Source organism: Cohnella suwonensis (assembly GCF_042655365.1).
GTDB lineage: Bacteria > Bacillota > Bacilli > Paenibacillales > Paenibacillaceae > Cohnella > Cohnella suwonensis.
Genome location: NZ_JBHSMH010000084.1, coordinates 1 through 25009, shown reverse-complemented (window position 1 = coordinate 25009; position 25009 = coordinate 1). Strand labels below are relative to the sequence as shown.

Here is a 25009-nt window from a genome sequence, read left to right as displayed (position 1 = left end):
GGAAAATGTGGCCGGGGACCGGAAGCTACTTCCACCAGTCCGACGCGGGATAATCGGCGGCGGGAAACGCGACCGTCTCCCCGATTCGCGGTACCGTTATCGTCACGCCCCGCTCCCTCGCCGCCTCGGATGCGCGCTTCGGCGGATCGAACCAATCGTGCATCGCCAGCGTGAACGCGCCCCAATGGATCGGGACCATCGCTTTCCCCCGCACGTCCGCGTTCGCTTGCACCGTCTCTTCCGGCATCATGTGGATCGCCGCCCAGCGCTCGTCGTATTGACCGCATTCGATCAGCGTCAGGTCGAACGGACCGTACCGCTCGCCGATCTCCTTGAAATGCGGACCGTAGCCGCTATCTCCGCTGAAGAAGACGTTCTCGTTCTTGCCCTGGATGATCCAAGAGCACCACAGCGTTCCGTTCCGGCCGACGACGTTGCGTCCGGAGAAGTGGCGGGCGGGCGCCGTCGCCAGCTTCAAGCCTTCGTACTCGATCTCTTCCCACCAATCGTGCTCGCTGATCTTGGCGGGATCTATACCCCATCTCTCCAGATGGGCGGCGACGCCGAGCGGTACGAAGAAGCGCTTGACCTTGCCGCGGAGCTTTCGGATCGTGCCGTAATCCAAGTGGTCGTAATGGTCATGGGAGAAAATAACCGCGTCGAGCTCCGGCAACTCTTCGATCTCGATCGGCAGCTTCCGGCTGTACCTCGCGTTCCCGAATATCGGAAAAGGAGACGGAGCGCGCCCGAGCATCGGATCGAGGAACAACGTCATGCCGTCGATGCGAAGCAGCACGGCGGAATGGCCGAACCAGGTAACGGACGCTTGCTCCTCCCCGGTTGCCGTCTTCGCGAACAGTTTGTCCTTCGACAGCGGAACGACGGGCAGCGGCCGCTTCGGCTTCCGGTTCGGATTTCCCCGAATGAACTCGTATAAGAGCTTAAGCATCTTGCCGAAGCTCATGTTCATGTAGGTCGGGATCTGATTGACGAACTTGCCGTCGCGATAGTTCGGGGAACGAAGCAGCGGCAGCCCGCTTGCCCGGAACGGCCGTCCGCCGAGCACGGGATACATGGAGATGAAGAGAGATACGATCAAAATGATTGCGATGACGATTCCGAATGCGTTGACCATCGGCATTCCCTTTCCGTCGCCCTGCCTTAGCCGGCGCCATGCGCATGCACGCGAGATTTTAAAGCTAATCGTAACCCGAATCCGCGCGAAAATCCAACTCCGTCGCCGGATCGATAGAACAATTGCTTACGGGACCTCTTTGGGACAATTGGAAAAAGAAATTTTAACCGCCCTTTTGGCTGTTAAACGTCTAAGCAAACGGAATGCGGCACGTTTAACGGCCGTTTGAGCGGTTAGGGGTTGCTTTTGGGGGTGCATTTGAGGTTTCTTGACCATTTAACCGCCCTAGTGGCGGTTAAATGGTTAAGCGAGGGAGTGCGGGCGCATTTAACGGTCGATTGGGCGGCTAGGGCAGGCTCGGGCGGACCCGGGCGAGCGACTCTCCCAGGCATGCCCCGGCTTCGGCTTTTCCCTACATCAGTATCGCCCAGGTTATTCCCTAGCCTCGTACCTCCTGCCCGCTCACGAGCGCATGGCCAGCACATTCTCGTACTGCCATGTCTGCTTACGAACGAATGGCCAGCACGAATTCCCAGTTCCATCTGCCGTAATAGTCGGCGACGGGATCCAAGTTCGCGATCCAAGTCGCCGATCCGTTACCTGAGCGCCCGGAGACGAGGACGTCCGCTTGGCTGCGGTTCGTCCGAATCCATGCGAGCCTCCCCGCCCGCGGAAAATATTGCGGATCCGTATCCGAGTAGCCTTCAGGCGGGAACGGGAACGGACGAACGCGATTTCCTTGCAGCTTCAACTCGATCAGGCGCGAAGGCGGGTAGGCCGAGGATCCGATACCGTCCTTGCGTTCAACCGCGCGGGCGACGACGACGCGGTCCGGTCCCTGCCAGGCGAAGCCTTGGTCTACATAGCCTTCTGGCGTTAACCGGATCGGCTTTCCGTCGGGGGAGTTCAATAACATCAACCGCTTGTTGCTCGTCGCTTCCCGTCCGACGCCTTCGATATATGCGAGCCGTTCGCCTTTGGCCGCCCATTGGAACCACTCCTCGTCGTTAAGCATGTCCGCGGCTTTGGAGAACGCGCCCCCGTCCGCCGACATCAGGCACAACGCGTTGCCGTCGGCGGACAACGAAGCGGTCGGCGTGGCCAGGAAAGCGACCCATTTTCCCGTAGGGGAAAACTTGAACGCGCTCGTGCCGACGGCGAAGAACCCGTCCGATGGCTTCGGCAGCTCCCTGAGCGTCTTCGGCGGCGTACCCGCTTTCGAGTAACGGACGATGCGGACGGGCGTCCAGTCCGTCTCGTTCAGCTTCTTGGACTGCGTGGACGCGATCCAGCCTCGGCCGTCCGGCAGCCACGAGAAACCGCTGATGTCCTTGGCGATCTCGCTTGGGGCGGCCTTCGGCTTGTCCGCGCGCAGCCAGCTTAGCTTGCCTTCGACCGCGTACGCGAGATCGTTCTTTTCCGGCGCCCATTGCGCCGTTATCCAACCGCCCGAAGCGATCTCCCGCACGACTCCCGTCGGCACGTGGAGCAGCTTCAACGTCTGCCGGGCGCCGGCAGCGACTTGATAAGCAATCCACTCTCCGTCGTAGGACCATAACGGCCGTTCGACCCGATCCCCTTGCGTCAGCTGTCTTTCTTTGCCGTCCGCTTTCTTCACCCATAGGTCCCCGTCGCGGACGAACGCCGCTTCGAGCCCCGACTCCGGCTTCGCGGCCGCCCGCCCAGCCGGGAAGGCCGCCAGAGAGAGCGCCATAACGAAGGCGCACGCCCATAATCCGATCCTGCTTCTATTCATGCTATCGCGCAGCTCCTGTCCGAGTAGAGAAGTCCGATGTCTATCGGCCGTTTCTACGTTGCGCCGCGGATGGAAAAATTATGCGCCGGGCGGTATCGCCCGGCGCAATGGTTATTTACTCATAAGTGCACGGGCAAGAGCGATAACGGAACCCGCCCTCGACCGCTTGCCGTGCTTGCGTACGTAATCGTAGTTCGTCAAGTTCACTCCCGCGTCCCGAAGGGCATAGGCGAAGTCGTCGTCCAGCATGAGCCGGTATTCCCATACCCTTTTCTCCCAATGGGGCACTTCCGCCGACAAGCGCGCGTCTTCGATCGCCGGATGAATGTACGTCTCGCTGATGCCTTCCGGAAGATCGTACAGCTTGGCGACCATCATCGCCTTGAAGCGATCGTAGCTCTCGCCCTCTTCGACGTGGAACGAATGCGACAGCAGATAGTCCGGAATGGCGACCCCCATGACGCCGGCCAGCGAGGAAGCTTTGGCGACGATGCCTTCGACGCCCGGAATGCCCGCCAGCAACGGATCGGACGGATGGACTTTGCGGAACAGCCGGAACGGCAGCTTCCACTTCGAGCATAGCCGGAGAGCTTGGGGAATATGGGTCCTCCCCGTCGCCGTTCCGTACAGGCTGCCCATGTGGTTGTCGGCATGGCTGAGCGAGATGCCCGCATTTAAGGTTTTCTCGCGCTGCGCGAGCAATTCCTTCACGACCGCTGCGCTATCCGCATGGCGTTCGAATTGTTCGACCGTCTTATGCATATGCCCGCTCTCGTCATGCAAGGACGGATCGCCGGTCAAGCTGCTCCAGCGGACGGCGTCGAATTCGCTCGTGAGCGTCAGATGCAGGCCGACGTTCGTCTGCCCCCTGCGCTTGCACCAAGCGGCCGCTTCCTCGAAGCCGGGCGCGGGCGCCATGATCGTCGCTGACGAGACCCGCTTCTCCTCCAGCAGATGCATGATCGCGGCGTTCATCGGCGCGCTCTGGCCGAAGTCGTCGCAGTTGATGATCAGATGCTTATTCCGCGCGTTGCTCATGACCAGGCTTCCTTTCCAGACGTACGAATAACGAGATGACGACGGATACGGCCAGCAGAATGAGCGGCACGACGCTAATCAAGTAACGGAACGTCGATTCCGGATCCGGGCCCGGATCGTCGCCGCTTTCGTAGCCGAAGATGATACCGACGATGAGGAACGCCACCGCGGAGATGAGTCCGCTCGAGCGCGTAATGAAGCCGCTGACCGCCGTATAGACGCCTTCCCGGCGGCTGCCGGTTTTCTCGGAATCGCTATCGATGATGATCCCGTTCACGATCGGCGGCGTCACGAGGAAGCCGGCCAATCCGAACCCGACCAGAATGCCCGCGAGAATGCCGCTCGTCAGGTCCGTGCCGAACCAGAGCGGAATGACGGACAACGCATAGGCGACTAGCGACAGCCTCCAGCCTTTGACCGGATCCATTCTCTTGATCAGCCAGAACCAGACGCCGACGAGCGGGATGACCGACACGAACACCGCGGCGAGCAAATACGTGTTCTGCTCCTCGGGAATGCGAAGGACGTATTTGGCGTAAAAAGGAATCGTTGCTCCGAGCAGCCCGTTCACCGTCTGCGCGAACGAGTTGGCGATGTTGACGAGCCAGAACGTCTTGTTCTTGAACGTCTCGCGGAACGCTTCCTTCAAGCCGAGCTGTGGCAGCTTGACCGCTTCCTCGTCTTCCTTCACGTTGCGCAGGCAGAGCAGCATGAAGCCGGCGAACAGGAACGAATAGACGATCGCCATCGGACCGAAGCCGATCGCCTTGTATAGGATCGGCGTCGCCGCCGTTCCAATCAGGATGCCGACGATCTGCCAGCCTTGCTGGACGGCGGAAGCTTTGGCCCTGACGCGGTCGCCGCGGAACAGCTCGGGGAAGAGCGCGCCGTAGTTGACCCAGATGACCGTCGCGACCGCTTCGTACAAGACGAGCGCGATGAGGAACCACGTGAACAGTCCGACCTCGGACAAGTCCTTCGGCGGGGAGAACACCATAATGAACGTCAGCATGAACAGCGGAATCGCGGCGAATATCCAAGGGCGGCGGCGACCGTACTTCGTGTTCGTCCGGTCCGACCAGTAGCCGACGAGCGGCTGGTTCACCGCGTCCCAGACAAGGAAGACGGTGCGCGCGACCGTCGCGAGGGCGAGGCTGAGCCCCAGCGTATCGACGTAATAGTAGCTGTAGAAGGTGCTGAATGCCTGGCTCGGAATCATCATCGCCAGCATGCCGAACGCGTACATCATCGGCGAATTCACGTACTTGCTTCTCATCGGGATTCCTCCACCGTGCCAAAATTTAAATGGCGAACAAGCTTTCCGTTTCCGCGAGCGACGGACGCCGTAGCGGCTTCTCCCGGGAATGAAATCGCATTCATAAATCGAGTCGCAATCGCGCCGCCGCGATTCCGCTGCGTCCGATGCCTGTTCTTCCATCTTATTCGCGCGGGCCCGCGTCGATTCCTTCCAGTGGCGTGTCGAAACGCGCGAAAAAGAAGCGCCTCTCCGGACGCCCCCTCTTCAGAAGTCCGCGAACGTCAGCGCGGCATTGACGCCCATCGCGGCCAGGCTTCCCCCGGCGGCGGCGAAGACGATCTGCGTCTGCGTCACGGTCGCGTTGTCCCCCGCCGCGAAGACGCCTTCCGCGGTCGTCCGGCCGACGTCGTCGACGACGATGCCGCCTTTCTCGTTCATCGCGCAGCCGAGCATCTCCGCGAACGGGGTTGCGTGCACGAGCTGGGAGCCAACGAAGCCCGCCGTTCTCTCGAGCTCCGTCCCGTCCGCGAACGCGATGTTTTGCAGCCGTCCCTCGCTCCCCTTCACCAAGGCGATCCGCTGGCCGTACACCCGGATGCCCCGGCTCGCGAGCTTGCCGATCTGCTCCGGGGGCAAGACGTTGGCGCCGTTCGTGCACACCGCCAGATCCATGCTCCAATGGCTCGCAATGACCGCCAGATGATAAGCGTGCGGATGCTCCGAGATGACGACCAACGGACGATCCCTGATTTCCCAGCCGTCGCAATAAGGGCAACTGAATAGCGACTTGCCGTAATGCTCCTTCAATCCCGAGATGTCCGGCAAGATTTCCTTCAGTCCGGTCGCTAGAATGATTGTGCGGGCGCGTATTTGTTCGTTTCCTTTCGCGACCAATACGAACGTCCCGTCCGCTAGTCTGCGCGCTTGGACGATTGCGATATCCCGCACCACGACGGACGGATATTTCTTGAGCTCGTCGCGGGCGATCTCCCTAAGCTCGCTCGGCTTGATGCCGTCCCTCGTCAAGAAGCCGTGCGACTCCTGCGTGACCTTATTGCGAGCCTGATCGTCGTCGAACAAGGCGACGTTCCTTCTTGACCTTCCCAATACGAGCGCGGCGCTCAGCCCCGCGGGTCCTCCGCCGATAATCGCGCAATCCAGCATCTCGTTCAACTCCTTTGTTGTTTTCATATTATGGATTCAATATATCTTTAATTCCGGCATAAAAGACTCCGACGTCGTCCTCGACGTTGGAGTCGCGAAGCCGGGAAATCCCGCGCGAATTCTCGCCTGTTCCCGGTCGCTTATTCGGAATCTTTCGCCGGCACGGTCGTTGCGGTCGCCTGAGTCACGCCCGCGCTATTCATTCCTCCGTTGCGATACTCGTCCGTATCGATCGTTTTCTCGGCCAGCACCCGGCCGTCCGCCCCAATCGATTCCAGCTTGATGAGGCGTCCGGCCGATTCCGGCCAATAAGCGAACCAGCCCATCTGTCCGCCCGACGGAAATACGGTCGCTTCCGCGGCGTATCCGTTGTCGCCCGAGACCGCGACGCGTACCGCATCGCCCTTGATCGTGCCGTAGACGATCGGAAACGGCGTCTTCGTGCGCAAGTAAGCATCGGGGCTTGGGATGTACTCTCCGAACAAGAGGTTCTTCCCCCTTAGCGCCGTACCTCCCCCGCCGCCGCCGTGAATCCATTTCCAACCCCATAACGTTTTCCTCATATACTCCATCGAGATGTCCGTCTCGTCCGGTTTGAAGAATCGCTGGTAGAACACGAGTACCCCGTCGCTTATAGGCTGCACGTACTGCATTTGCATCTGCCCTTCCGGATAGCGGCGGAACGCTTCGACGGCGTCTTGCAGCTTCGCCCATTCGGCCGAATTCGGAACGGCCGCTTGCGCGATGTCTCGCTTCCGATCGTAGTCATACGCGAATAGGCAACCGGCGATCATCAAGAAGACCGCGACGCAGAAGCCGAGCGCGACCGATAAGCGGACCTTCTTCCCGCGGGCGGAGCTTGCTCTCGCTCTGTCGACGATAGCGCCGATCTGCCGGGCGTCCGGCATCGCATTCGGAATGGGGCCTTCTTTCAATTGCGAGTACCAGTCCGGCTTCCTCGATTCATGCTCATGCATCCCAAAGCTCCCCTTTCAGCCAAGCCTCCATTCGGCTTCTTGCCCGGCTCAGCCTCGATTTGACCGTCCCCTCCGGCAAGCCGAGCAATTCGGCGATGTCCCGGATCGACATATCGTATTTCGCGTCCAGCAGAAGAACTTCCCTCATTTTTGCCGGCAGACGGAATACCTCTCGCCACATCTCGCTCACGCGTTCCTTCTCCATGTATTCCGTTTCCGCCGACCGCGATTTCCGGCCGACCGGAACGTCGCCGAACAACACGATGCGCCGGAAGAACGACGACCGCCTATAGTTCAGCGCCGCGTTTCGCGCGATGCGAAGAAGCCATGTGCGATAGGAGGCGTCGCCCCTGTAACTCGATAACGAGCGGAATGCCCGGATGAACGTTTCTTGGGCGAGGTCGTCCGATGCGCTCCGGTCCCCGGTCATCACGTAGACGTAATTCCACACGTCGTTCCAGTAAGCGGTGATCAGATGCTCCAGCTGCCCTTCCTCGAGCGCATCTTTCAAGTACCGTTCTTCCAACCAAATCACCTCACGACAATAGACAACCGGCGAACCCGAAAGTTCCATTTTCGCAAAAAATCGGGACAGGCCTTACCGCAGCCCCCGGCGAGTGAAACTTATACGATGAAAAACATCGCAACAGCGGTCTCGTCCCATTCTTTTCGGATCCCCCATTCTCCTTCTTCCCCTCTCGAAGCAAAGGACAGTCCCGCGGGCCGCATTCGGCCCGAAGGACTGTCCTTTTTCTCGTTCTACGTCTCTACCGGGTCAGCCTACAGACTGTTCCGAAGAATCGTCTTCACGTCTTCGATGTCCAGGTGCTTGAACGAGCCGATCGGTCCGAACCGCGTCGCTTCCTCGGCCATACGGTCGATCTGGTCGTCGTTGATGCCGAGCTCTCCGAGCGTCGCCGGCGCGCCGATGCGCGTGAAGTACGCACGGGTCGCGACGATGCCTGCCAAAGCGAGCTCATCCTCGCTCTTGCCGGACGGATCGATCCCCCATACGCGTACGGCGAATTGCGCGAATTTGCCGACTCGCTCCTTATAGACGTATTTCATCCAGTTCGGGAACAGAATCGCGAGTCCCGCGCCGTGAGGAATGTCGTAGATCGCGCTCACTTCGTGCTCGATGCCGTGCGTCGCCCAATCGGTCGACACGCCGTTCGGAAGAGTGCCGTTCAAGGCATACGTTCCGGCAAGCAGCAGGTTCGCCCGAGCATCGAAGTCTGTCCCGTCCTCGAGCGCCTTCTCTCCGTTCTCGATCACCGTCAGCAAGATCGATTCCGCGAATCTCTCCTGCAGCGGAATGTCGGTCGTTAGCGTGAAATACTGCTCGAACACGTGCGACATGATATCGACGATGCCGTTGACCGTCTGATCGCGAGGCACCGTGTACGTCAGCTTCGGATCGAGGATGGAGAACTTCGGATAGACGAGCTTGCTGCCGATCGCCCGCTTCTCCTTCGCTTCCCAATTCGAGATGACCGCGTTGCCGTTCATCTCCGAACCGGTCGCCGCCAGCGTCAACACCGTGCCGATCGGAAGCGCCGCCTGGATCGTCGCCCGGCGAATCGTGAAGTCCCAGACGTCGCCGTCGTATAGAGCGCCGGCCGCCACCGCTTTCGCGGCATCGAGCACGCTGCCTCCGCCGACCGCGAGCACGAATTCGATTTTCTCCTTGCGGCAAATCTCGATCCCCTTGTTCACCGTCGTCAGCCGCGGGTTCGGCTCGATGCCGGACAGCTCGTGGACGGTCGCTCCGATCTCAGACAGTTGGAACATGACGTCGTCGTACAGTCCCGACCGCTTGATGCTGCCTCCGCCGTAGACAAGCAGAACCCTTTTGCCGTATGGCTTCACCAACTCTCCAAGCTGCTTCACCTTCCCCGCTCCGAATACGAGCTTGGTCGGATTATATAACTCGAATGCGTTCATGCTCCTCTTCCTCTCCTGGCTATCGTCGCTTTCTCCTCCCTAGTGTACCATTCTTGCCCATTGACTAGCACATTCGCCCATCTTTTCTGCGTTTTCGTCCATGTTCCGCATTCGCGCGATCCGATACAATGACGAAAACACAGTCGCAGAGGGATGCCCATGTTTGCCGTTATCGCGTTCGCCGAAGGATTCATTTTCTGTTTGTCGTTATGCTTCGATCTGGGAATGGTGAACGTCGCCTTGATCAAGACGGGCATGGAACGCGGGTTCAGGCCGTCTTTCATGATCGGGTTCGGCTCGTGCTTCGGCGATCTATTCTATCTTGCGCTCGCCCTTCTCGGCGTCAGCGTCGTCTTCGAGTTCGCTCCCGTCAAATGGGCGCTGTGGGCGATCGGCTCCTGCGTGCTCTTCTATTTAACCTATAAAATGCTTCGCGAAACGTGGCGCCCCAAAGATACAGCGAATGGAGAAGGGACTTCGAACGAGCCGAACCTCTCCCTCTGGAAGGATTATTGGAACGGGATCGCCCTCGCTCTCTCCTCGCCGACCTCCATCGCCTGGTTCGCGTTCGTCGCGGGACCGATCATCGCCGGCTCCCATATGAAACAAGATGGCGGCATTCCGTTCTTCGTCGCCGGCTTTTTCTCCGCGGGTCTCGTCTGGTCGTTCTCCGTCGCGCTGATCAGCAGCCTGTCGGGGTCGATGATGAAACCGTCGATTTCCCGCGGCCTTTCGCTCGTCTCGGCCGCCATGTTCCTTTACTTCGCCGTCAAAGTGTTTTATCAGGGACTGTCGGATTTGTTTTGAACCGGCTGTCGGTTATGGCGGAATATGGTATGCCGGCGAGCACGGCACTCCATGTTCGACACCCTCGACCGGATGTCGGCATGCTCCCCTAGAAGTACCCGCCCCTGTCCGCAATAACGCTGCCGAATCACTCTATTCGCCTCGAAAGTGCCTCCTATTGCGAGAAAACGCTATGGCGTAACGCTATTTCTAACAAGCGAGCCGATTTGCCCACTTTTCGCGGGAATAACGTTACGCCATCACCCTATTGCGTGTGAACAGGCAGTTCGACACGAAATAAGTCGATGGCATAGCGTTATATTGGGCGGCACCGGGAATACCGGGGATTCGTCACCTCGTTCACGATTCAGGCAAAGAAAAACCAGCCCCGAGTAGGAGCTGGTTACCGTTGTGAACCGTTGTGACTTGTGTTGGCGCACTACACCGGCAACGAAGCCTTCTCGCCCCGCTGCAATTGGTACATCTTGAAATATCGCCCGCCGAACGCCATCAGCTCGTCGTGGTTGCCGCGCTCGACGATCTCCCCGCGGTGCAGCACGAGAATCTGATCCGCGTCCCGGATCGTGGACAACCGGTGCGCAATGACGAGCGTCGTCCGTCCGGCGCTAACGACCTTGAGCGCCCGCTGTATAAGCGACTCCGTCTCGCTGTCGATGCTGGACGTCGCTTCGTCCAGAATCAGAATCGACGGATCGAACGCCAATGCCCTCGCGAAGGAGATCAATTGGCGTTGGCCCGAGGAAAGCGTGCTTCCCCGCTCTACGACCGGTTCGTCGTAGCCTTTCGGCAGTTGCTCGACGAATGGTGCCGCGCCGACGTCGGCCAGCGCCTTCTTCACCCGCTCAAGCGTAATCTCCTCGTTGTATAGGCTCACGTTGAACTTGATATCGCCCGCGAACAAATACGGATCCTGCAGCACGATGCCCATATGCTTGCGGAGCGCTTGTTTGGACATCGCCGAGATGTCCTGGCCGTCGATTGTAATCTTCCCCGCGCCCGGCTCGTAGAAGCCCAGCAACAGATTGATGATCGAGCTCTTGCCCGAGCCGGTGTGCCCGACGAGCGCCACCGTCTCTCCCTTGCGCGCCTCGAAGGATATCCCCTTCAACACGTCCGTTCCCTCGTTATAGGCGAACGTCACGTCGTCGAATTTCACGACGCCTTGCGGCCGCGGCGATTGCGACGTCTCCTCGACGTCTTTGCCGTCCATGTCGAGAATGGCGAACACCTTCTCCGCGGATACGAATGCCCGTTGGGCGTTCGTCAGTTGGTCGAAAATCCCGATGATCGGGTTGAACACCCTTCCCAAATAATCGACGAAAGCGTACAGAACCCCGACCGTAATCGCGCCGCCGGCGATCGAATCGCGCCCGAAATACCAGATGACGAACGCGGTAACGAGACTGCCGATCGTGCCGACGATGTTCCGGGAAGACAGCGAGAAGACGCGGAATTGCTTGACCTGGTTCACGTAACGGTCTTCGTTCAGCGTCTCGAACTCCTCGAGCGTCCGCTTCTCCCTCCGGAACGCCTGAATGATCGGCATGACCGAGATCGATTCGTTGATCATCGCGTTCATGTCGCTCAGCCGCGCGCGCATGATCGCGATGTACTTCTTCGAGTACTTGAGGTGCACGTACATGATAAGCGCGAAGAGCGGCGGCAACACCAACGCGAATACGGCTAGCCGCGCGTTCAGGATGAACAAGGCGACATAGATGCCGAGCAATTGGATGAAGCTGACGACGAACGTCGCCATGAAGCTCATGAACAGATCGCGAATCGCTTCCGTGTCGTTGGCGACGCGGGAGACGACCTGGCCGATCGGCGTATTGTCGAAGTAGCGTAGCTGCACTCGCTGAACGTGCCTCATGAGATCCATCCGCATGTTCTTGATAATGCGCAGCGCCGTAGACTGCAACGAGTACGATTGAACGAAGTTGCACAAGCCGGCTAACAGATTAAGCCCGAGCCCCGCCGCCAATAACGCCAGGATCGGCCAAAGCTTATCTTCGCCGACGGACAGATGATCATCGATAATCGTCTTGATAATGTAGGGACCCGCCAAGTCGGCGCCGACGGCGCAGATCAGGATGGCGATCGACCCGATGATCCGGTACTTGTAGACGAGCGCGTAATCGAGCAATCTGCGGGCCGTGGAGCGCCCGGATTTGTTCGGCGTCTCCTCGAATAAGGTGGACGTATTCATTCCTCCAAGCTCGCCTCCATCTGCTGCCGCTCCCATTGTTCCTTGTACCAGCCGCCGCGCAGCATGAGCTGGTCATGGGTGCCCTCTTCCCGGACTTTGCCTTCGTCGAGCACGAGAATCCAGTTCGCGTGGCTGACGGCGGACAACCGGTGGGTCGTGATTAGCGTCGTCCTGCCCGCCCTTTCCTGACGCAGCCGGCCGATGATCCGGCTCTCCGTCCGCGCGTCCACGGCGGACAACGAATCGTCGAGAAGCAGAATCTCCGAATCGATCAGTAGCGCGCGAGCGATGGCGAGGCGCTGCTTCTGGCCGCCGGACAGCATGACGCCGTGCTCGCCGACGATCGTGTTCAGCCCTTCCGGCATCTGGTCGACGTCCTCCGCGAACGAAGCCATCTCGACCGCGCGGTCTATCTCTTCCGGCGTCGCGTCCGGCTTGCCGAGAGCGATATTGTCGCGAATCGTCTTGGACAGCAGCAAATGCTCCTGCGGCACGTAGGCGATCCAGCTCTTCAGGCGGTCGAGCGGCAAGCGCTCGGCCGGCACGCCTGAGAAGAGCAGCGATTCCGGCGCGACCGGGTACTGGCGCAGCAGCTGCTTCAGCAAAGTGCTCTTGCCGCTTCCGGTCTTGCCGACGACGCCGAGCGTCTCTCCCCGTTCCAACCGGAAAGAGACCCGGTCGAGGCTGGTCGCCTCCGAACTCGGATAGACGAACGTCAACGCCTTCATCTCGATCGAAGCAGGCGTCTCGAGCTCGACCGGCTCCGCAGCTTCTGGCACGTCCGACTGCTGAGCCAACGCTTCCTGCAGCCGCTCCGCCGACGCGCTTCCCCGTTGGAGCACGTTAATGAACTCCCCGAAGGAGATCATCGGCCAGATGAGCATTCCTAAATAAATATTGAACGAGATCAATTGTCCAAGAGTGATGTCGTCATGAATGACGAGATAAGAGCCGTAACCGATGCCGATCGTGAAGCTCGTGCCCACGATGAACGAGATCAACGGTTGGAACAACGCGTTCAATGCGGATACCCGCCTGTTCTTGTCCAACACCTCCGTCGTCATACGGTCGAAGGCGCGAAGGTCGTCGTTCTCCTGCACATAGGAGCGGATAACGCGAATGCCGGAGATCGACTCGAGCACGTGATCGTTCATCCGTCCGAAAGAATCTTGCGCCGCGATGAAACGCGTCCTGACTTTGTTCCCCAACTTGCTGATGACGACCACGAGAAGAGGCAACGGCAGAAGCGCGGCGATCATCAGCTTCGCGCTGATGAACGACAGCATCATCGCGACGACGACGGACACGCCGACGAGCGTGTTGACGAGCGTCATGACGCCGTAACCGGCCGTATTGCCGATCGCGGTTATATCGTTCGTGGCGAGCGCCATCAGTTGTCCCGTGGTGTTACGCTGGAAGAACGAAGGCGTCATTCTCGTTAGATGGCGCAGCAACCTCGAACGAAGCAGCTTCTCGATCAGGATCGAGTTGCCGAACAGCGTCGTGATCCATATATACACCATGACGTAGATGATGAGCGATAGGCCGACGAGCACCCAGACAGTCCGTTGCAGTTCGTCGGACGTCAACGTTCCGCTTTTGAGCGTATCGACCGTATTGCCGATCAGCTTGGGCGGAATCATCGACAGCAGGGTGACCGCCGTCATGAGCCCGATCGCGCCCGCGTAGCTGACCCAGCGCTCTTTGAAAAACCATTTGAGACGGATAACGAAAGACAAGCTTCCACCTCTTCCATTTTTAAGAGAGTCTGCTATGATCTTAACGCCCTCGATTGTTCGTCGTCTACGAGAACACTAGTTAAAAAATATCTAAAGACACAGAGCGTCGCACTCGAATCCAATTGGAAAAATCCAGTTACTTCGGCCGAATCGAGGTCATGATGAGCGAGCTCATGGAAATGTACAGGTATTTAAGGGGCTTTCGACGAAAACAGCCCCGAAATAGACGGAAATAAATGGACTTCTCCAGTAAGCGAGGTGAATCTTGCGATTTCGGGGCGCGGCCATCGAAGCCAAAAAGCCCCCCGGTCCCGCGTTCGCGCTCGATTCCGAAGGGCTTTTCACGTATCCGATTAGTCTTCCGCTTCGACGTAATGTTCCTTGCAGAACGCCGCCAGCGCCTCTTCTTCCTCGTCTTCGAGATCGAAGTCGAGCGGACGGTCGGTCACGCGCTCCAGCAAGCTATAGTTGACGATGCTCCCTTGCTCTCCGTCGACTTTGTACACCGCTTTGACGTAGACGCCTTTGTCCGTATAGAGCTCGTCGCCTTCTTCAAGATCCAGGTCGAGATCGATCAGAAACTCGTACCTTTTTCCCGCTAAAATTTGAAAAGGATCCTTCACCAGCTCCACGCTGTATTCCTCCACCGATAACATCGTTGATCTTCCTTCCTCGAGCTTGGCGCCCGTGTGCATCGTTGCATCCATTATACACCAAGCTTGCTCCGCTCGCCTTGGATGAGGTTGTTCAAAAAGCCCGATTTTGAATGCTACAGAAAGTTTATTTCGCTAAAGCAATAAGCGAATGAGAACTTTCTGTACTTAGAAAAACTTCCGCTATTCGTGGTCGCTCATCTTCGAAAATTGTTCAATAAAAGTTTTTCTTATCACGAAGCGATTCAGGAAGTTTTTTCGACGTCGAATCTTGAATGCTGCACGGGACTTCCGGTTCTCACGTAGGTTTGCCTACGCTCCGATCCTCATTCCCTAGCTTCTTTCAACCTTCTCGGTGCTGAAAACCGGGCTTATTGAACACTCGCCTTGGATGTAACCCGCTTTGCGCAGCAAATATTCGGAAAAAGGATTCAGTTCCGGAATCGGCCGGTCCAAAGGGAAGTAACGAAGCTCGAGCCCTTCGTCGTCGTTCACGAACGGAACGCCTTCCACCCCTTCCGCTTCGTACACGGCAATCACGTTGTAAATCTCGTCCCCGTGCGGGTACTTATAGTACATGTCCTTGCCGGAGTAAACGGCCACGAACGCGAACGACTTCGCCCGCAGCCCCGCTTCTTCGTACAATTCGCGCGCCGCCGCTTCCTCCAGCGACTCGCCGGGCTCCATCGCCCCGCCGATCGTGCCCCAATCCCCGCTGTCCGACCGTTTCTGGAGCAGCAGCCGCCGATCCTCGTCGAAGACGAGCACGCACGCCCCCGCCATGATGAGCGGCCTCGTGCCGACGAGCTTGCGCAGTTCCGAAATATATCCCATTGCAATGCCTCCCTCCAAGCGGTAGTTCAATTCGATATTTTTAACAACTGCACCAATCGCGGTCCCCATCGTTCCAGTTGATCCCGCACATACGGGTCCGTTCCTTCAGGCAGCTCGTGCAGGCTGAAAAAACGCGCTTCCGACACCTCGACCCCCTCGGGAACGATCTCCCCCGCGTATTCGGTGCAAATGTATGCCACGACGACTTGGTCGTATTCGTGCCCGCTCAGCAGCTTCGTCCGAAGCTCCGATCCGGAGAAGACGCCGAGAAGCTGAAGCTCTCCGAGCTCAAGTCCGATCTCTTCGCTTATTTCCCTGCGCAAGCAACCTTCCGTTGATTCTCCCGGTTCCATGAACCCACCCGGAACGGTCCACTTGCCGTCCGCGCCTCTGGCGAGTAGCAGCTGACCCGATTCGTTCACGATGCCCGCCGTCGGCCTGACCAGAACTAGCGGCTTGTCGCCGACCAGTTCCCTCAACTCGTCTACGTACCCCATCGAGCAGCCTCCTCTTTTTACTTATCGAAAAGCCGGTCCAGCTCTCTCTCCGCCGCGTGGCGCGCCCAGTTGAACGATTGCCAGCCGCGCCCCGATCCCGAGAGAACGTCCCGCTTGTTTTCAAGAAGCGGTTGCAGGCTCGGATATTCCCGCTTCGCGAACTTCGCCAGCGTCGGCACCGCGTCGAGCGAAAGCTCCGACAAGTAAGACGGGTCGATCGTGCCGCTTTCCCGGTACCGCTCGATGTTCTTCTCCGCGATGATTCGGTCCATCCCGACGTAATTGACGAGCACGTATGCGGCCAGGCTGACGACGATGTAGCACTTGGCCAGCGGGATGATGTCCGTCCGGATGCGGATCGCCGCGATGATCAGCAGAATCGCCAAGTAGATCATAAATGCGTGGACGAGAAAACGAATATACGTGTACCCGTAGACGTCCTCATACAGGATGAGACGGGAGTAGGCGGAATACAGCATCACGCCAGAGCAGCCGACGAGCACGTACAGCAGCGACGAGATCGCGCGCCGCAAGCGCCCTTCGGCCTGCTTGCCGCCTCCGGTCGTCAAAGCGAACATCAAAAGGGCGAAGTTGATGAGCGTGACGGCGACGAGCTCCAGGAATCCGCTTCTGGCGTATTCGGCGTACGTCTTGCCGTCGGGCAGGTCCCCTTGCCACGCGCCGAACAAGTACGTGAATTGGATGACGACGAACAGGACGTAGACGGCGTTCACCGAGACGAGCAGCGTCGCCATAATGATCGGATCGGCGCGCAGGCCGTCCGTCCGCGAGTCCTCGTCTTCCGCTTCCGTCTCCGGTACCGTCGTTTTCCGAATGCCCGGCTTCACGAAGCCCCATAGGTAACAGAAGAAGAGAATGCCCGCGACGAAAATCCAGACCAGGCGCGCGAACGTCTCGCCGACCGGAAGGCGGCTCCACCAGGACGGCACTGCCGACAAGGCTTTCTCGAACACGCCGTCCGCGCTCGCCAGCAGCGTCACTACGACGAACAGAAGCGGCAACGACAACGCGAGTCCGGCCAGCACCTTGAGCGCCGTTTTATTCCCGGAAGCTTTCCTTCTTCTCGTCGTCATGAACTTCATGATCTTGAAAGAAGTCGGGACGTGCCGGAGGCTCCGCGCGACGAAGTGCTGCAACGCGTCCTCCAGAAGCCGGATGTCCCACCAATCGGCCTTCCCCGCTCCCCTCGAATAAGCGAGATGCAGGAAGAACAGGGACGGAATCGCGAACAAATCGAGCGCTTGGAAAACCGGATTGTCGAACAGCGCGTAAGTGAGCGACAGCAGCAAGACGACGACGAACAGGAACCATCCGAAGCCGGTCTCTTCCCGCCAATGGCTTCTTCTGTCATGGAACATGTACGCGTACAGCAACAACATGAAGATCGGGTACGATACGCCGAACAAGTGACCGTAGAACAAATACTGATGAGCGACGGCAAGAGCGAAAGCTCCTGCCAACGCGATGGTCGCGCGGCCTTTCGCGATGCCGCCTTCGCCTTTCGGAACCATGCTCACGTGCAGCCCTCCGATACGGATTTTCTAATGCCCATTGTAGATGTTAAAATAGGAAAATAAAGAGAAAGAATCTCGCGCGGAATTTCCTATTTTAGCGATGGAAGGGGGTGCGGAAGGGATAATGAAGCTTCACCGGCAATACTTGCGGCTGCATGCGAGGTACGGCGGGGACGCGGAAGGTTCGACGACGCTCGAGGAGATCGGGCGGCTGCTCGAATGCACGCCGCGGAACGCGACGAATATCGTCCGGGAGATGAGCCGCAGCGGCTGGATCTCCTGGGAAGCGAGCCGCGGACGGGGGAAGCGGTCCGTCTTGCGCTTCCTCGTGCAACCGGAAGAAATCGCGGCGCAGGCGATGATGGCCGCGATGAACCGCAAAGACATGACGCAAGCGATCGGCGAGCTTCGCGATTATCGCTCCGCCTCGCTGCAGGAGCATCTTCAAGGCTGGCTGCTATCTTACTTTGGTCACCACGCCGAGATTCGCAGCGACCGCAGGTACGATACGTTCCGCCTTCCGATTCGCCAGCCGCTGCGCACCGTCGATCCGCTCTACATGAACCTGCTCGCGGAATCATTCGTGGCGAGCCACGTATTCGACGGGCTCGTTCGCCGAACGCAGCGGCGAGAGGAAATCGCGCCCGGCATCGCCCACGCTTGGGACGTGGACGACGGCCGCACGGGCTGGACGTTCCACCTCCGTAAGGAAGTGCTGTTCCATCACGGCAAAGTGCTGACGGCCGACGACGTCGTCTACACGTTCGAACGGCTCGTCCGCTCCACGCGCCGGACGCTGTACGGCCATATTTACAAGGGAATCTCCTCCGTTCGGGCGATCGACGCGAATACGGTACGCTTCACGCTGGAGGAGCCGAACGAGCTGTTCCTCCCTTTCCTGTGCACGAGCCGGGCGGCTATCGTGCCGAAGGACTTGAACCAGCTCGGAAGCTTGCGGTTCGGGCATGCGCCGCTCGGGACGGGACCGTTCAAGGTCGCGGAGATGAACGAGGGCATCTGCGTGCTGGAGGCGTTCTCGTCGCACTTTCAGGGGCGGGCGCATCTCGACCGGGTCGAGATCGTACACGTGCCTTGGGAAGCCGTTCCCTCGGGCGGAACGGATAAGCCGCACGGGGACGGCGGCTCGGGCGGGGCGGCGAAATCGGGTAACTCGGGCGGAGCAGCGCTAACAGGCGGCACGATGGACGGAGCGAGCGGCCCGGGCGCGGAGACGTTGTCTCCGTTCCACGTCATCCACAGTCCGTCCTCGGCGGAAAGGGGCTGGAGCCATATCCACTCCGACACGACCGTCCGCAAGTTCGTCACCTGCAACACGAAGAAGACCGGTCCGTTATCGGATCCGGCCGAGCGGGCTCGATTATTCGCGAGCATCGGCAAGAGCGTCGGCCGCTCCGCCGACGCGGCCGGCGAGCCCGTCGCCCTGCAGCTCGCCACGATAACGCCTTATCGCGCGGACGCCGAAGCGCTCGCCGCGAAGCTCGGCGAGCGAGGCTACGCTTGCCGCGTCGTCTGCGTGCCGCCCGAGGAGTTCAAAGGCGACGTTCGCCTCGCCTCCGACCTCATTCTGTTCTCGTCCTTGCGCGATCAAGACGAGCAGCTCCGGCTGTACGATCTATACCTGACGATCGCCGAACACGTCGACGCGCACACCCGGATCGACATCGAGATCGCGCTGCGCCGCGTCGACAAGGAAGCCGACCCGACCGTCCGCTCCTTCGAGCTCGGCAAGGTCGAGCAGTTGCTCATCAAGGAGCGCCAACTGTACATTTTGTCGGAGAGACCTTTGCCGACCGCCTACCTCCCGTCCGTGCGCGGCGTAACGTTTAACTCCCAAGGCTGGGTCAACCTGCGCACGATCTGGTTTCCTCCCAAAGAAACGAGCATCGACGGCGGCTGATTGGCGGACCTGAATTTTTCGGAGTACCACGCAAGTCGGACACGATGCATACCCTACGATCCATAGCGGAACCAACTACAGCGCCGCAACCCGGCCAACCGCGAGCAGTAGTTCGACTAAACCCAACTACAGCGCCGCAACCCGGCCAACCGCGAGCAGTAGTTCGACTAAACCCAACTACAGCGCCGCAATCCGGCCAACCGAGAGTAGTAATTCGACTAAACCCAACTACAGCGCGGTAATCCGGTCGTCCGAGAGCAGTAGTTCGACTAAACCCAACTACAGCGCCGCAATCCGGTCAACCGAGAGCAGTAATTCGACTAAACCCAACTACAGCGCCGCAATCCGGTCAACCGAGAGCAGTAGTTCGACTAAACCCAACTACAGCGCCGCAACCCGGCCAACCGCGAGCAGTAGTTCGACTAAACCCAACTACAGCGCCGCAACCCGGCCAACCGCGAGCAGTAGTTCGACTAAACCCAACTACAGCGCCGCAATCCGGTCATCCGCGAGCAGTCATTCGACTGAGGCTTAAACAAAACGATACCGCCCTATCAAACTTGCCGTTCAAACATCACTCTACCGACGCCTTCCTCAGCTCGCGTTCGTACAGCTCCGGGCGCCGGTCGAAGAACGGCGCGACGGCGCCGCGCTCGCGGTTCTCGCGAAGCAATTCGAAGTCAACCTCCGCCAGCACGGTCGCGTCCTCGCTCGATTCGCCAAGCGCAAGCACCCCGTCCGGGACGAACGGGTAATCGCAAGGCGCGAACGTTCCCGCCAGGCTATAAGCCCGGTCGATCTGCGGACGCTCTTCCGTCAGTTCGCCGGCCAATCCGCTTAGCGCGACGAACAGTTGATTTTCCACGGCCCGCGCCTGAGCGCAATACCGGACCCGATAGTAACCGAACGCCGTCTCCGTATAGGATGGGCACAACAACAGTTCTGCCCCCCGCACCGCCGCCGCTCTCGCCAACTCCGGAAACTCGATGTCGTAGCAGATGAGAATCGTCGTTTTCCCCCACGCCGTATCGAACACGTTCAACTCCTCGCCCGCGATAAGCGGCCAATGGTTCTGCTCCTCCGGCGTCAGATGCACCTTGTCTTGCCTTTCGATCCGCCCGTCCGGGAAGAACAGATAGGCTCTGTTCGCGTACCCGCCGTCTACTCTCGCCACGTGCGTGCCCGCCAGAATCGCGATCCCCGTCTCGGCGCTCAGCGCCGCGAAGAACCTTGCATACTCGTCCGTCCTGTCGGCCAAATACCCGCATGCCCCCTCGTGAGACATCGACGGAACCAAGCTCAGCAAGTGCGCCGTCATGTATTCGGGAAACACGATCAGTCCCGCGCCCGCTCCGGCCGCCTCTTTCGTCTTCTCTTCGATCCTCGTCCAGAACCGGCTTTCCGAACCGATATCGTCCAATCCGTATTGCGTCGTCGCTATCTTCAGCTTCATGAGCGTTACCTCCGCCAATGTTTCGTCCTCCTAACGATACCTTTCCGAAGCCCCCCTTGTCCATCGTGCGAAAAATCACTTTGTTTGACGAACCGACACTACCTTTGTCGTCCGCGCAGGGAGCCGGAAACGCGCCTCGAATCTAGGTAACATAAGCTTTTTGTAGGGAGTGGTTTCGATGAAAATGTTAAAAACGAAGGACGCCGCCCTGCTGCTCGGCGTCAGCCAAACGACGGTCAAACGATGGGCTTCGCAGTACACCTCGACGTTCCGCAAGGATCCTCTCGGTCATTACGCGTTCACTTCCGTCGACCTGGAACTGCTGTTCCACGTCAAAGACCAGATCGAGCTCGGCAAGACGCTCGAGCAGATTTCCTTGCCGGGCGGCAACGCCGTGGAAGCCCCCCGGGCCGCTGAACCTCCTCCGCTGTTCTCGGACGCGGGCGAACTGCTCTCCCGTCTGGACGAGGTCGAACGCTCCGTCCGGCAGAAAGCCGACGAAGTCGTATCCGCGCAGGTGCTGCAGCACCGGACCGAGATCGACGAGCTGAGGCAGATGGTCGCGCAGCTGGCGGCCGCGCTGGACAAGCTGCAGCCGAAAGCCCCCGGAACCGCCGAACAAGCCGAGTTTCGCCTTCCTCCTCCGACTCCCGCGCCGTCTCCCGCCAAGAAAAAGGGATTTTTCCGCCGGCATTAATTTTCAAAATTCGACTCCTTTCTCTCGAACTTTATTCCCCCGTCTTCCGTCTAATTGGATAACCAACAAGAACAGAAAGCGAATCGGTCCGGGCGGACGGGGATGGGGATCCCTTCCGGCCGGATCATCCCCAAGCGACTCTCGTTTCTAACTGGCCAAACATGAGCGGCTATACCGTCCGGTGGACGGTTATCCGCTTATGTCGGAGGTCCTTCAGCCAACGACTCGAATGCAACCGAGCGTTCTGAATGACAATGAGAAATCGTGGAGGAACGGGCAATGTGGGGAAAAAGACAAACAAAAAGGCGCGCCTTACGAGGCATGCTTGGTTTTATGTTGCTTGCGACCGTCGTATTCGCGGCGTTCGGAGCTTGGGAATGGAAACACGGAGGCTGGATCAGCACGAGCTATGCCGATCCGGAGACGCCGGCCGCTACAAGCGGAGCGGCCGTTCCGGAGGGAAGCGGAACGATAACGGTTCCCGGCTCGGTAACGGGAGCGGAGCCCGCGCCGGACGAATTCGAGACGCCGCCGGAGTCGCCCGATCCCGGGGGGCAGCAGCCGTCGAATCCTCAACCGCCTCAACCGCCGCTAACGCCGCCGCCCGAGAAGAACGAACGGCCCGTTTCCCCGGGCAAGGATCAATACCCGAACCGCAAGCTCGTGGCGCTGACGTTCGACGACGGTCCGGACGGCAAATACACGGAAGAAATTCTCGGCATCCTGAAGGAAAAAGGCGTCAAAGCGACGTTCTTCCTCGTCGGAACGCAAGTCGCGAAATATCCCGAAGTCGCCAAGCGGATCGCGGAGGAAGGGCACGATGTCGGCAACCACTCCTGGTCCCATGCCGATCTGACGAAGCTCTCGGCGCAAGCGATGCGCGACCAGTTGACCAAGACGCAGGACGCGATCTTCAAGGCGACGGGCGTGACGTCCGACTTGATGAGAACTCCGTATGGCGCCTACGACGACGGCGTGTTGAAAGAAATTCACGACCAAGACATGACGCACGTGTTCTGGACCGTCGACACGAGGGATTGGGCGGGCACCTCGGTCGCCGACATGCGCAAGAACATGCTGAGCCATACCCATAAAGGCGGCATCATTCTGATGCACTCCTTCGGGGGCCGTAAGCACGCGATCGACCATACGGTAGCCTTGCTGCCGACGATCATCGAAGAACTGCAGGACAAAGGCTACGAATTCGTGACGGTGAACGAGCTGATCGCCTCCGGGCAAGCCCATGCTTCGACCGTGAAATAATCCATCTCCTTCATGATCTTGCAACGAGCGGACCTTCCGCTCGTTTTTTATTTTCGCTCGTTGCCGAATAGCGCTTTACATTCACGCAGCGTGAACGTTTACAATGTCCCTACGGGGGTGCGGAAGCGAAATGAGAATCAAGGAAGTCGCGGATCGGCTGAATATGACGACGAGAACGATCCGCCTGTACGAAGAGAAAGGGCTGCTGACGCCCGCCAAGTCGCGGACGAACCGCTACCGCGAATTCACGGAGCAGGATGTCTGGCGAATCCAAGCGATCCTTTCCTTGCGCGAGGCGGGCATGAACTTGGCGGATATCGGAGGCGCCTTGGCGCACTGGGAGAAAAGCGGAGCGGAAGAGCTCCGGCATTCGCTCGAGCTGCAGCGCGCGTCCCTGATGGAACAATGGCTGGAGCTGAAGATGGTCATCGAGACGACCGAGGGGATGATCGCGACGCTCGACGAAGAGAAGACGCTGCCTCTCGAACGCATATTCGGGCTTGCCGAGCAATCGAGGAGGATGAAGCGACAACGGGGAAAATGGACCGACAAGTGGGGCTTCGACCGGTTGGCTTCTACGCACGACGAACGGGTGAATGCCCGCCTCGACGGCTACGAAGATTACGAGGAACTGCTCGGCCGCATCGTCGAGTGCGTGAAGCCTGCCGGAGGGGAGCATGGGCTCGACATCGGTACCGGAACGGGCAATCTCGCGGCCGGATTCCTCGAAGCCGGCTGCCGGATGTCGGGCGTCGACCAGTCCAAGGAGATGCTCAAGCTCTGCAGAAGCAAGCACCCCGCGCTCGAGACGAAGGTCGGCAACTTCCTCGCCCTGCCTTACTTGGAGAAGCAGTTCGACTTCGTCGTCACGAGCTTCGCCTTCCGTCACCTGACTTCCGACCAGCAGCCGCTTGCGTTGGAGGAGATGCTCCGGGTGCTGAAGCCGGGCGGTCGCCTCTGCATCGGCGACAAGCTCGGGGAGGACGAGCAACGGCTCGTCCTCTGGCTGGTCAAGCGGAACTTCCGCACCCGGGTTCATCGCGTGAACGATACATTGCGAATGATTACCGCCACTCAAAGCGAGGAGACCGACGATGCCCGACCATGATCGCATTTACGCGCAAGAAGCGCCGAGTTACCACGAAATGATCTCTAAGCAGCAGCCGCTCGCGGACGTCGTCGGGGACATCCGACCGTTCTCCGGCCTCGACGTCGTCGACATAGGCGCCGGCACGGGCAGATTGTCCGTCGAATTGGCCCCGGACGCCCGCTCGCTCGTCGCGCTCGACGCTTCCGGGGCGATGCTGCGGGAGAACGCCCGGCATCTTGAAGCAACCGGCGCCCGCAACTGGAGAACGGCCGTCGCCGACCATCGCGAGCTTCCGCTCCCGGACGATAGCGCGGACTTGATAGTCTCCGGCTGGAGCGTCTGTTACTTGACGAGCCGGAACAGCCCGGAGTGGGAGCTTAATCTGGAACGGGTGCTCGCCGAGATGCGCAGGGTGCTGCGCCCCGGCGGTACGATTATCCTGTTCGAGACGATGGGAACCGGCTTCGAGACGCCGAACCCGCCGGATTTCCTGCTGCCCTATTATGCCGCGCTCACCGACCGTTACGGCTTCTCCCATCGGTGGCTCCGGACGGACTACCGCTTCGACGACGTCGCGCAAGCCGAACGGCTCGCCCGCTTCTTCTTCGGCGACGGGCTCGCGGACCGCATCGCGCGCGAACGGCTTGCCGTCTTGCCGGAATGCGCGGGTGTCTGGTGGCTGCATCTTTGAATTTTGCAGTTATGGCCTTCTTGTTTCATGCTTGCTTGTCAGTTGCTTTAAAGCAATTAATCTCTTCGCTCAAGTAAAAAAAGCCGGTTTAATTGCTTTTGAGCATCTAAATAGGCATTTTTCCGTGATTTGACTCATTACTCGCAAAGCAGATGCTTTAAAGCAACTACTGCTACCAACGTTTCTTTATTGTGCGACTTAATTGCTTTAAAGCAATTGCTTACTCTGCTGAGTTAAGCCGTTGGATCGTTTCAAGCAAAAACGCCTTCGGCGTCCTCTGGGCGCTGAAGAAGCTTTGCGGAGACGATTCAGAAATGGATAAGCGTGAAACTTATACATTCTGGTAGAGTA

General features: G+C 59.2%; 21 protein-coding genes. 6 read left to right on the top strand and 15 right to left on the bottom strand.

What is annotated here, in order from left to right:
- Nucleotides 1–25 precede the first annotated feature (25 nt).
- From ACFPPD_RS20295 to ACFPPD_RS20260, 8 genes are all read right to left on the bottom strand, one after another.
- Complete coding sequence (locus ACFPPD_RS20295) at nt 26–970, bottom strand: MBL fold metallo-hydrolase (protein WP_378083090.1); 945 nt, start codon at nt 968–970, stop codon at nt 26–28.
- A 670-nt stretch (nt 971–1640) separates the two neighbouring features.
- The gene (locus ACFPPD_RS20290) at nt 1641–2891 is read right to left on the bottom strand and encodes a TolB-like translocation protein (protein WP_209751115.1); all 1251 of its coding nucleotides are present in this window, start codon (nt 2889–2891) and stop codon (nt 1641–1643) included.
- 111 nt (nt 2892–3002) lie between these two features.
- Entirely contained in the window at nt 3003–3929 is a 927-nt protein-coding gene (locus ACFPPD_RS20285; RefSeq protein ID WP_209751114.1) for a polysaccharide deacetylase family protein, read from the bottom strand.
- Nucleotides 3910–5205, bottom strand: coding sequence for an MFS transporter (locus ACFPPD_RS20280; protein WP_209751113.1), 1296 nt, complete (start codon nt 5203–5205; stop codon nt 3910–3912). Before ACFPPD_RS20280 ends, ACFPPD_RS20285 begins: the two co-directional genes overlap by 20 nt.
- 246 nt (nt 5206–5451) lie before the next feature.
- The gene (locus tag ACFPPD_RS20275) at nt 5452–6351 is read right to left on the bottom strand and encodes an NAD(P)/FAD-dependent oxidoreductase (protein WP_209751111.1); all 900 of its coding nucleotides are present in this window, start codon (nt 6349–6351) and stop codon (nt 5452–5454) included.
- Between the two features lie 140 nt (nt 6352–6491).
- Nucleotides 6492–7328: a hypothetical protein gene (locus tag ACFPPD_RS20270; protein WP_209751110.1), complete on the bottom strand. Its 837-nt coding sequence runs from the start codon at nt 7326–7328 to the stop codon at nt 6492–6494.
- Nucleotides 7321–7854 (bottom strand): RNA polymerase sigma factor, encoded by a 534-nt coding sequence (locus tag ACFPPD_RS20265; RefSeq protein WP_209751108.1) that lies wholly within the window; start codon nt 7852–7854, stop codon nt 7321–7323. The genes ACFPPD_RS20270 and ACFPPD_RS20265 overlap by 8 nt, the downstream gene beginning before the upstream one ends.
- A 254-nt stretch (nt 7855–8108) precedes the next feature.
- Entirely contained in the window at nt 8109–9272 is a 1164-nt protein-coding gene (locus ACFPPD_RS20260; protein WP_209751107.1) for an iron-containing alcohol dehydrogenase, read from the bottom strand.
- A gap of 159 nt (nt 9273–9431) precedes the next feature.
- On the opposite strand from ACFPPD_RS20260, the gene ACFPPD_RS20255 reads away from it, so the two are divergent.
- Nucleotides 9432–10079 (top strand): LysE family translocator, encoded by a 648-nt coding sequence (locus tag ACFPPD_RS20255; RefSeq protein ID WP_209751106.1) that lies wholly within the window; start codon nt 9432–9434, stop codon nt 10077–10079.
- A gap of 418 nt (nt 10080–10497) precedes the next feature.
- Here the strand turns inward: ACFPPD_RS20255 and ACFPPD_RS20250 are convergent, their stop codons facing one another.
- From ACFPPD_RS20250 to ACFPPD_RS20225, 6 genes are all read right to left on the bottom strand, one after another.
- A complete protein-coding gene (locus ACFPPD_RS20250) occupies nt 10498–12288 on the bottom strand; it encodes an ABC transporter ATP-binding protein (RefSeq protein ID WP_209751105.1) in 1791 nt (596 codons plus the stop codon).
- Nucleotides 12285–14027: an ABC transporter ATP-binding protein gene (locus tag ACFPPD_RS20245; protein ID WP_209751104.1), complete on the bottom strand. Its 1743-nt coding sequence runs from the start codon at nt 14025–14027 to the stop codon at nt 12285–12287. Before ACFPPD_RS20245 ends, ACFPPD_RS20250 begins: the two co-directional genes overlap by 4 nt.
- A 353-nt stretch (nt 14028–14380) precedes the next feature.
- On the bottom strand, nt 14381–14683 hold the full coding sequence (locus ACFPPD_RS20240) for a DUF6509 family protein (protein WP_209751131.1): 303 nt from the start codon (nt 14681–14683) through the stop codon (nt 14381–14383).
- A gap of 330 nt (nt 14684–15013) precedes the next feature.
- A complete protein-coding gene (locus tag ACFPPD_RS20235) occupies nt 15014–15514 on the bottom strand; it encodes an NUDIX hydrolase (protein ID WP_209751103.1) in 501 nt (166 codons plus the stop codon).
- A 26-nt stretch (nt 15515–15540) separates the two neighbouring features.
- The gene (locus ACFPPD_RS20230) at nt 15541–16011 is read right to left on the bottom strand and encodes an NUDIX domain-containing protein (protein ID WP_209751102.1); all 471 of its coding nucleotides are present in this window, start codon (nt 16009–16011) and stop codon (nt 15541–15543) included.
- A 17-nt stretch (nt 16012–16028) separates the two neighbouring features.
- Nucleotides 16029–17543, bottom strand: coding sequence for a DUF4153 domain-containing protein (locus ACFPPD_RS20225; RefSeq protein ID WP_209751130.1), 1515 nt, complete (start codon nt 17541–17543; stop codon nt 16029–16031).
- Nucleotides 17544–17670: 127 nt separating this feature from the next.
- On the opposite strand from ACFPPD_RS20225, the gene ACFPPD_RS20220 reads away from it, so the two are divergent.
- The gene (locus ACFPPD_RS20220) at nt 17671–19464 is read left to right on the top strand and encodes an ABC transporter substrate-binding protein (protein WP_209751100.1); all 1794 of its coding nucleotides are present in this window, start codon (nt 17671–17673) and stop codon (nt 19462–19464) included.
- A 574-nt stretch (nt 19465–20038) separates the two neighbouring features.
- Here ACFPPD_RS20220 and ACFPPD_RS20215 read toward each other — a convergent pair.
- Nucleotides 20039–20935 carry a carbon-nitrogen hydrolase family protein gene (locus ACFPPD_RS20215; protein WP_209752058.1) on the bottom strand — a complete coding sequence of 299 codons (897 nt, stop codon included), beginning with the start codon at nt 20933–20935 and terminating at the stop codon, nt 20039–20041.
- A 160-nt stretch (nt 20936–21095) separates the two neighbouring features.
- On the opposite strand from ACFPPD_RS20215, the gene ACFPPD_RS20210 reads away from it, so the two are divergent.
- From ACFPPD_RS20210 to ACFPPD_RS20195, 4 genes are all read left to right on the top strand, one after another.
- A complete protein-coding gene (locus ACFPPD_RS20210) occupies nt 21096–21614 on the top strand; it encodes a MerR family transcriptional regulator (RefSeq protein WP_209752056.1) in 519 nt (172 codons plus the stop codon).
- 333 nt (nt 21615–21947) lie between these two features.
- A complete protein-coding gene (locus tag ACFPPD_RS20205) occupies nt 21948–22877 on the top strand; it encodes a polysaccharide deacetylase family protein (RefSeq protein WP_209752054.1) in 930 nt (309 codons plus the stop codon).
- Between the two features lie 130 nt (nt 22878–23007).
- The gene (locus ACFPPD_RS20200; protein ID WP_209752052.1) at nt 23008–23985 is read left to right on the top strand and encodes a MerR family transcriptional regulator; all 978 of its coding nucleotides are present in this window, start codon (nt 23008–23010) and stop codon (nt 23983–23985) included.
- The gene (locus tag ACFPPD_RS20195) at nt 23972–24658 is read left to right on the top strand and encodes a class I SAM-dependent methyltransferase (protein WP_209752044.1); all 687 of its coding nucleotides are present in this window, start codon (nt 23972–23974) and stop codon (nt 24656–24658) included. The genes ACFPPD_RS20200 and ACFPPD_RS20195 overlap by 14 nt, the downstream gene beginning before the upstream one ends.
- Nucleotides 24659–25009: the final 351 nt, after the last annotated feature.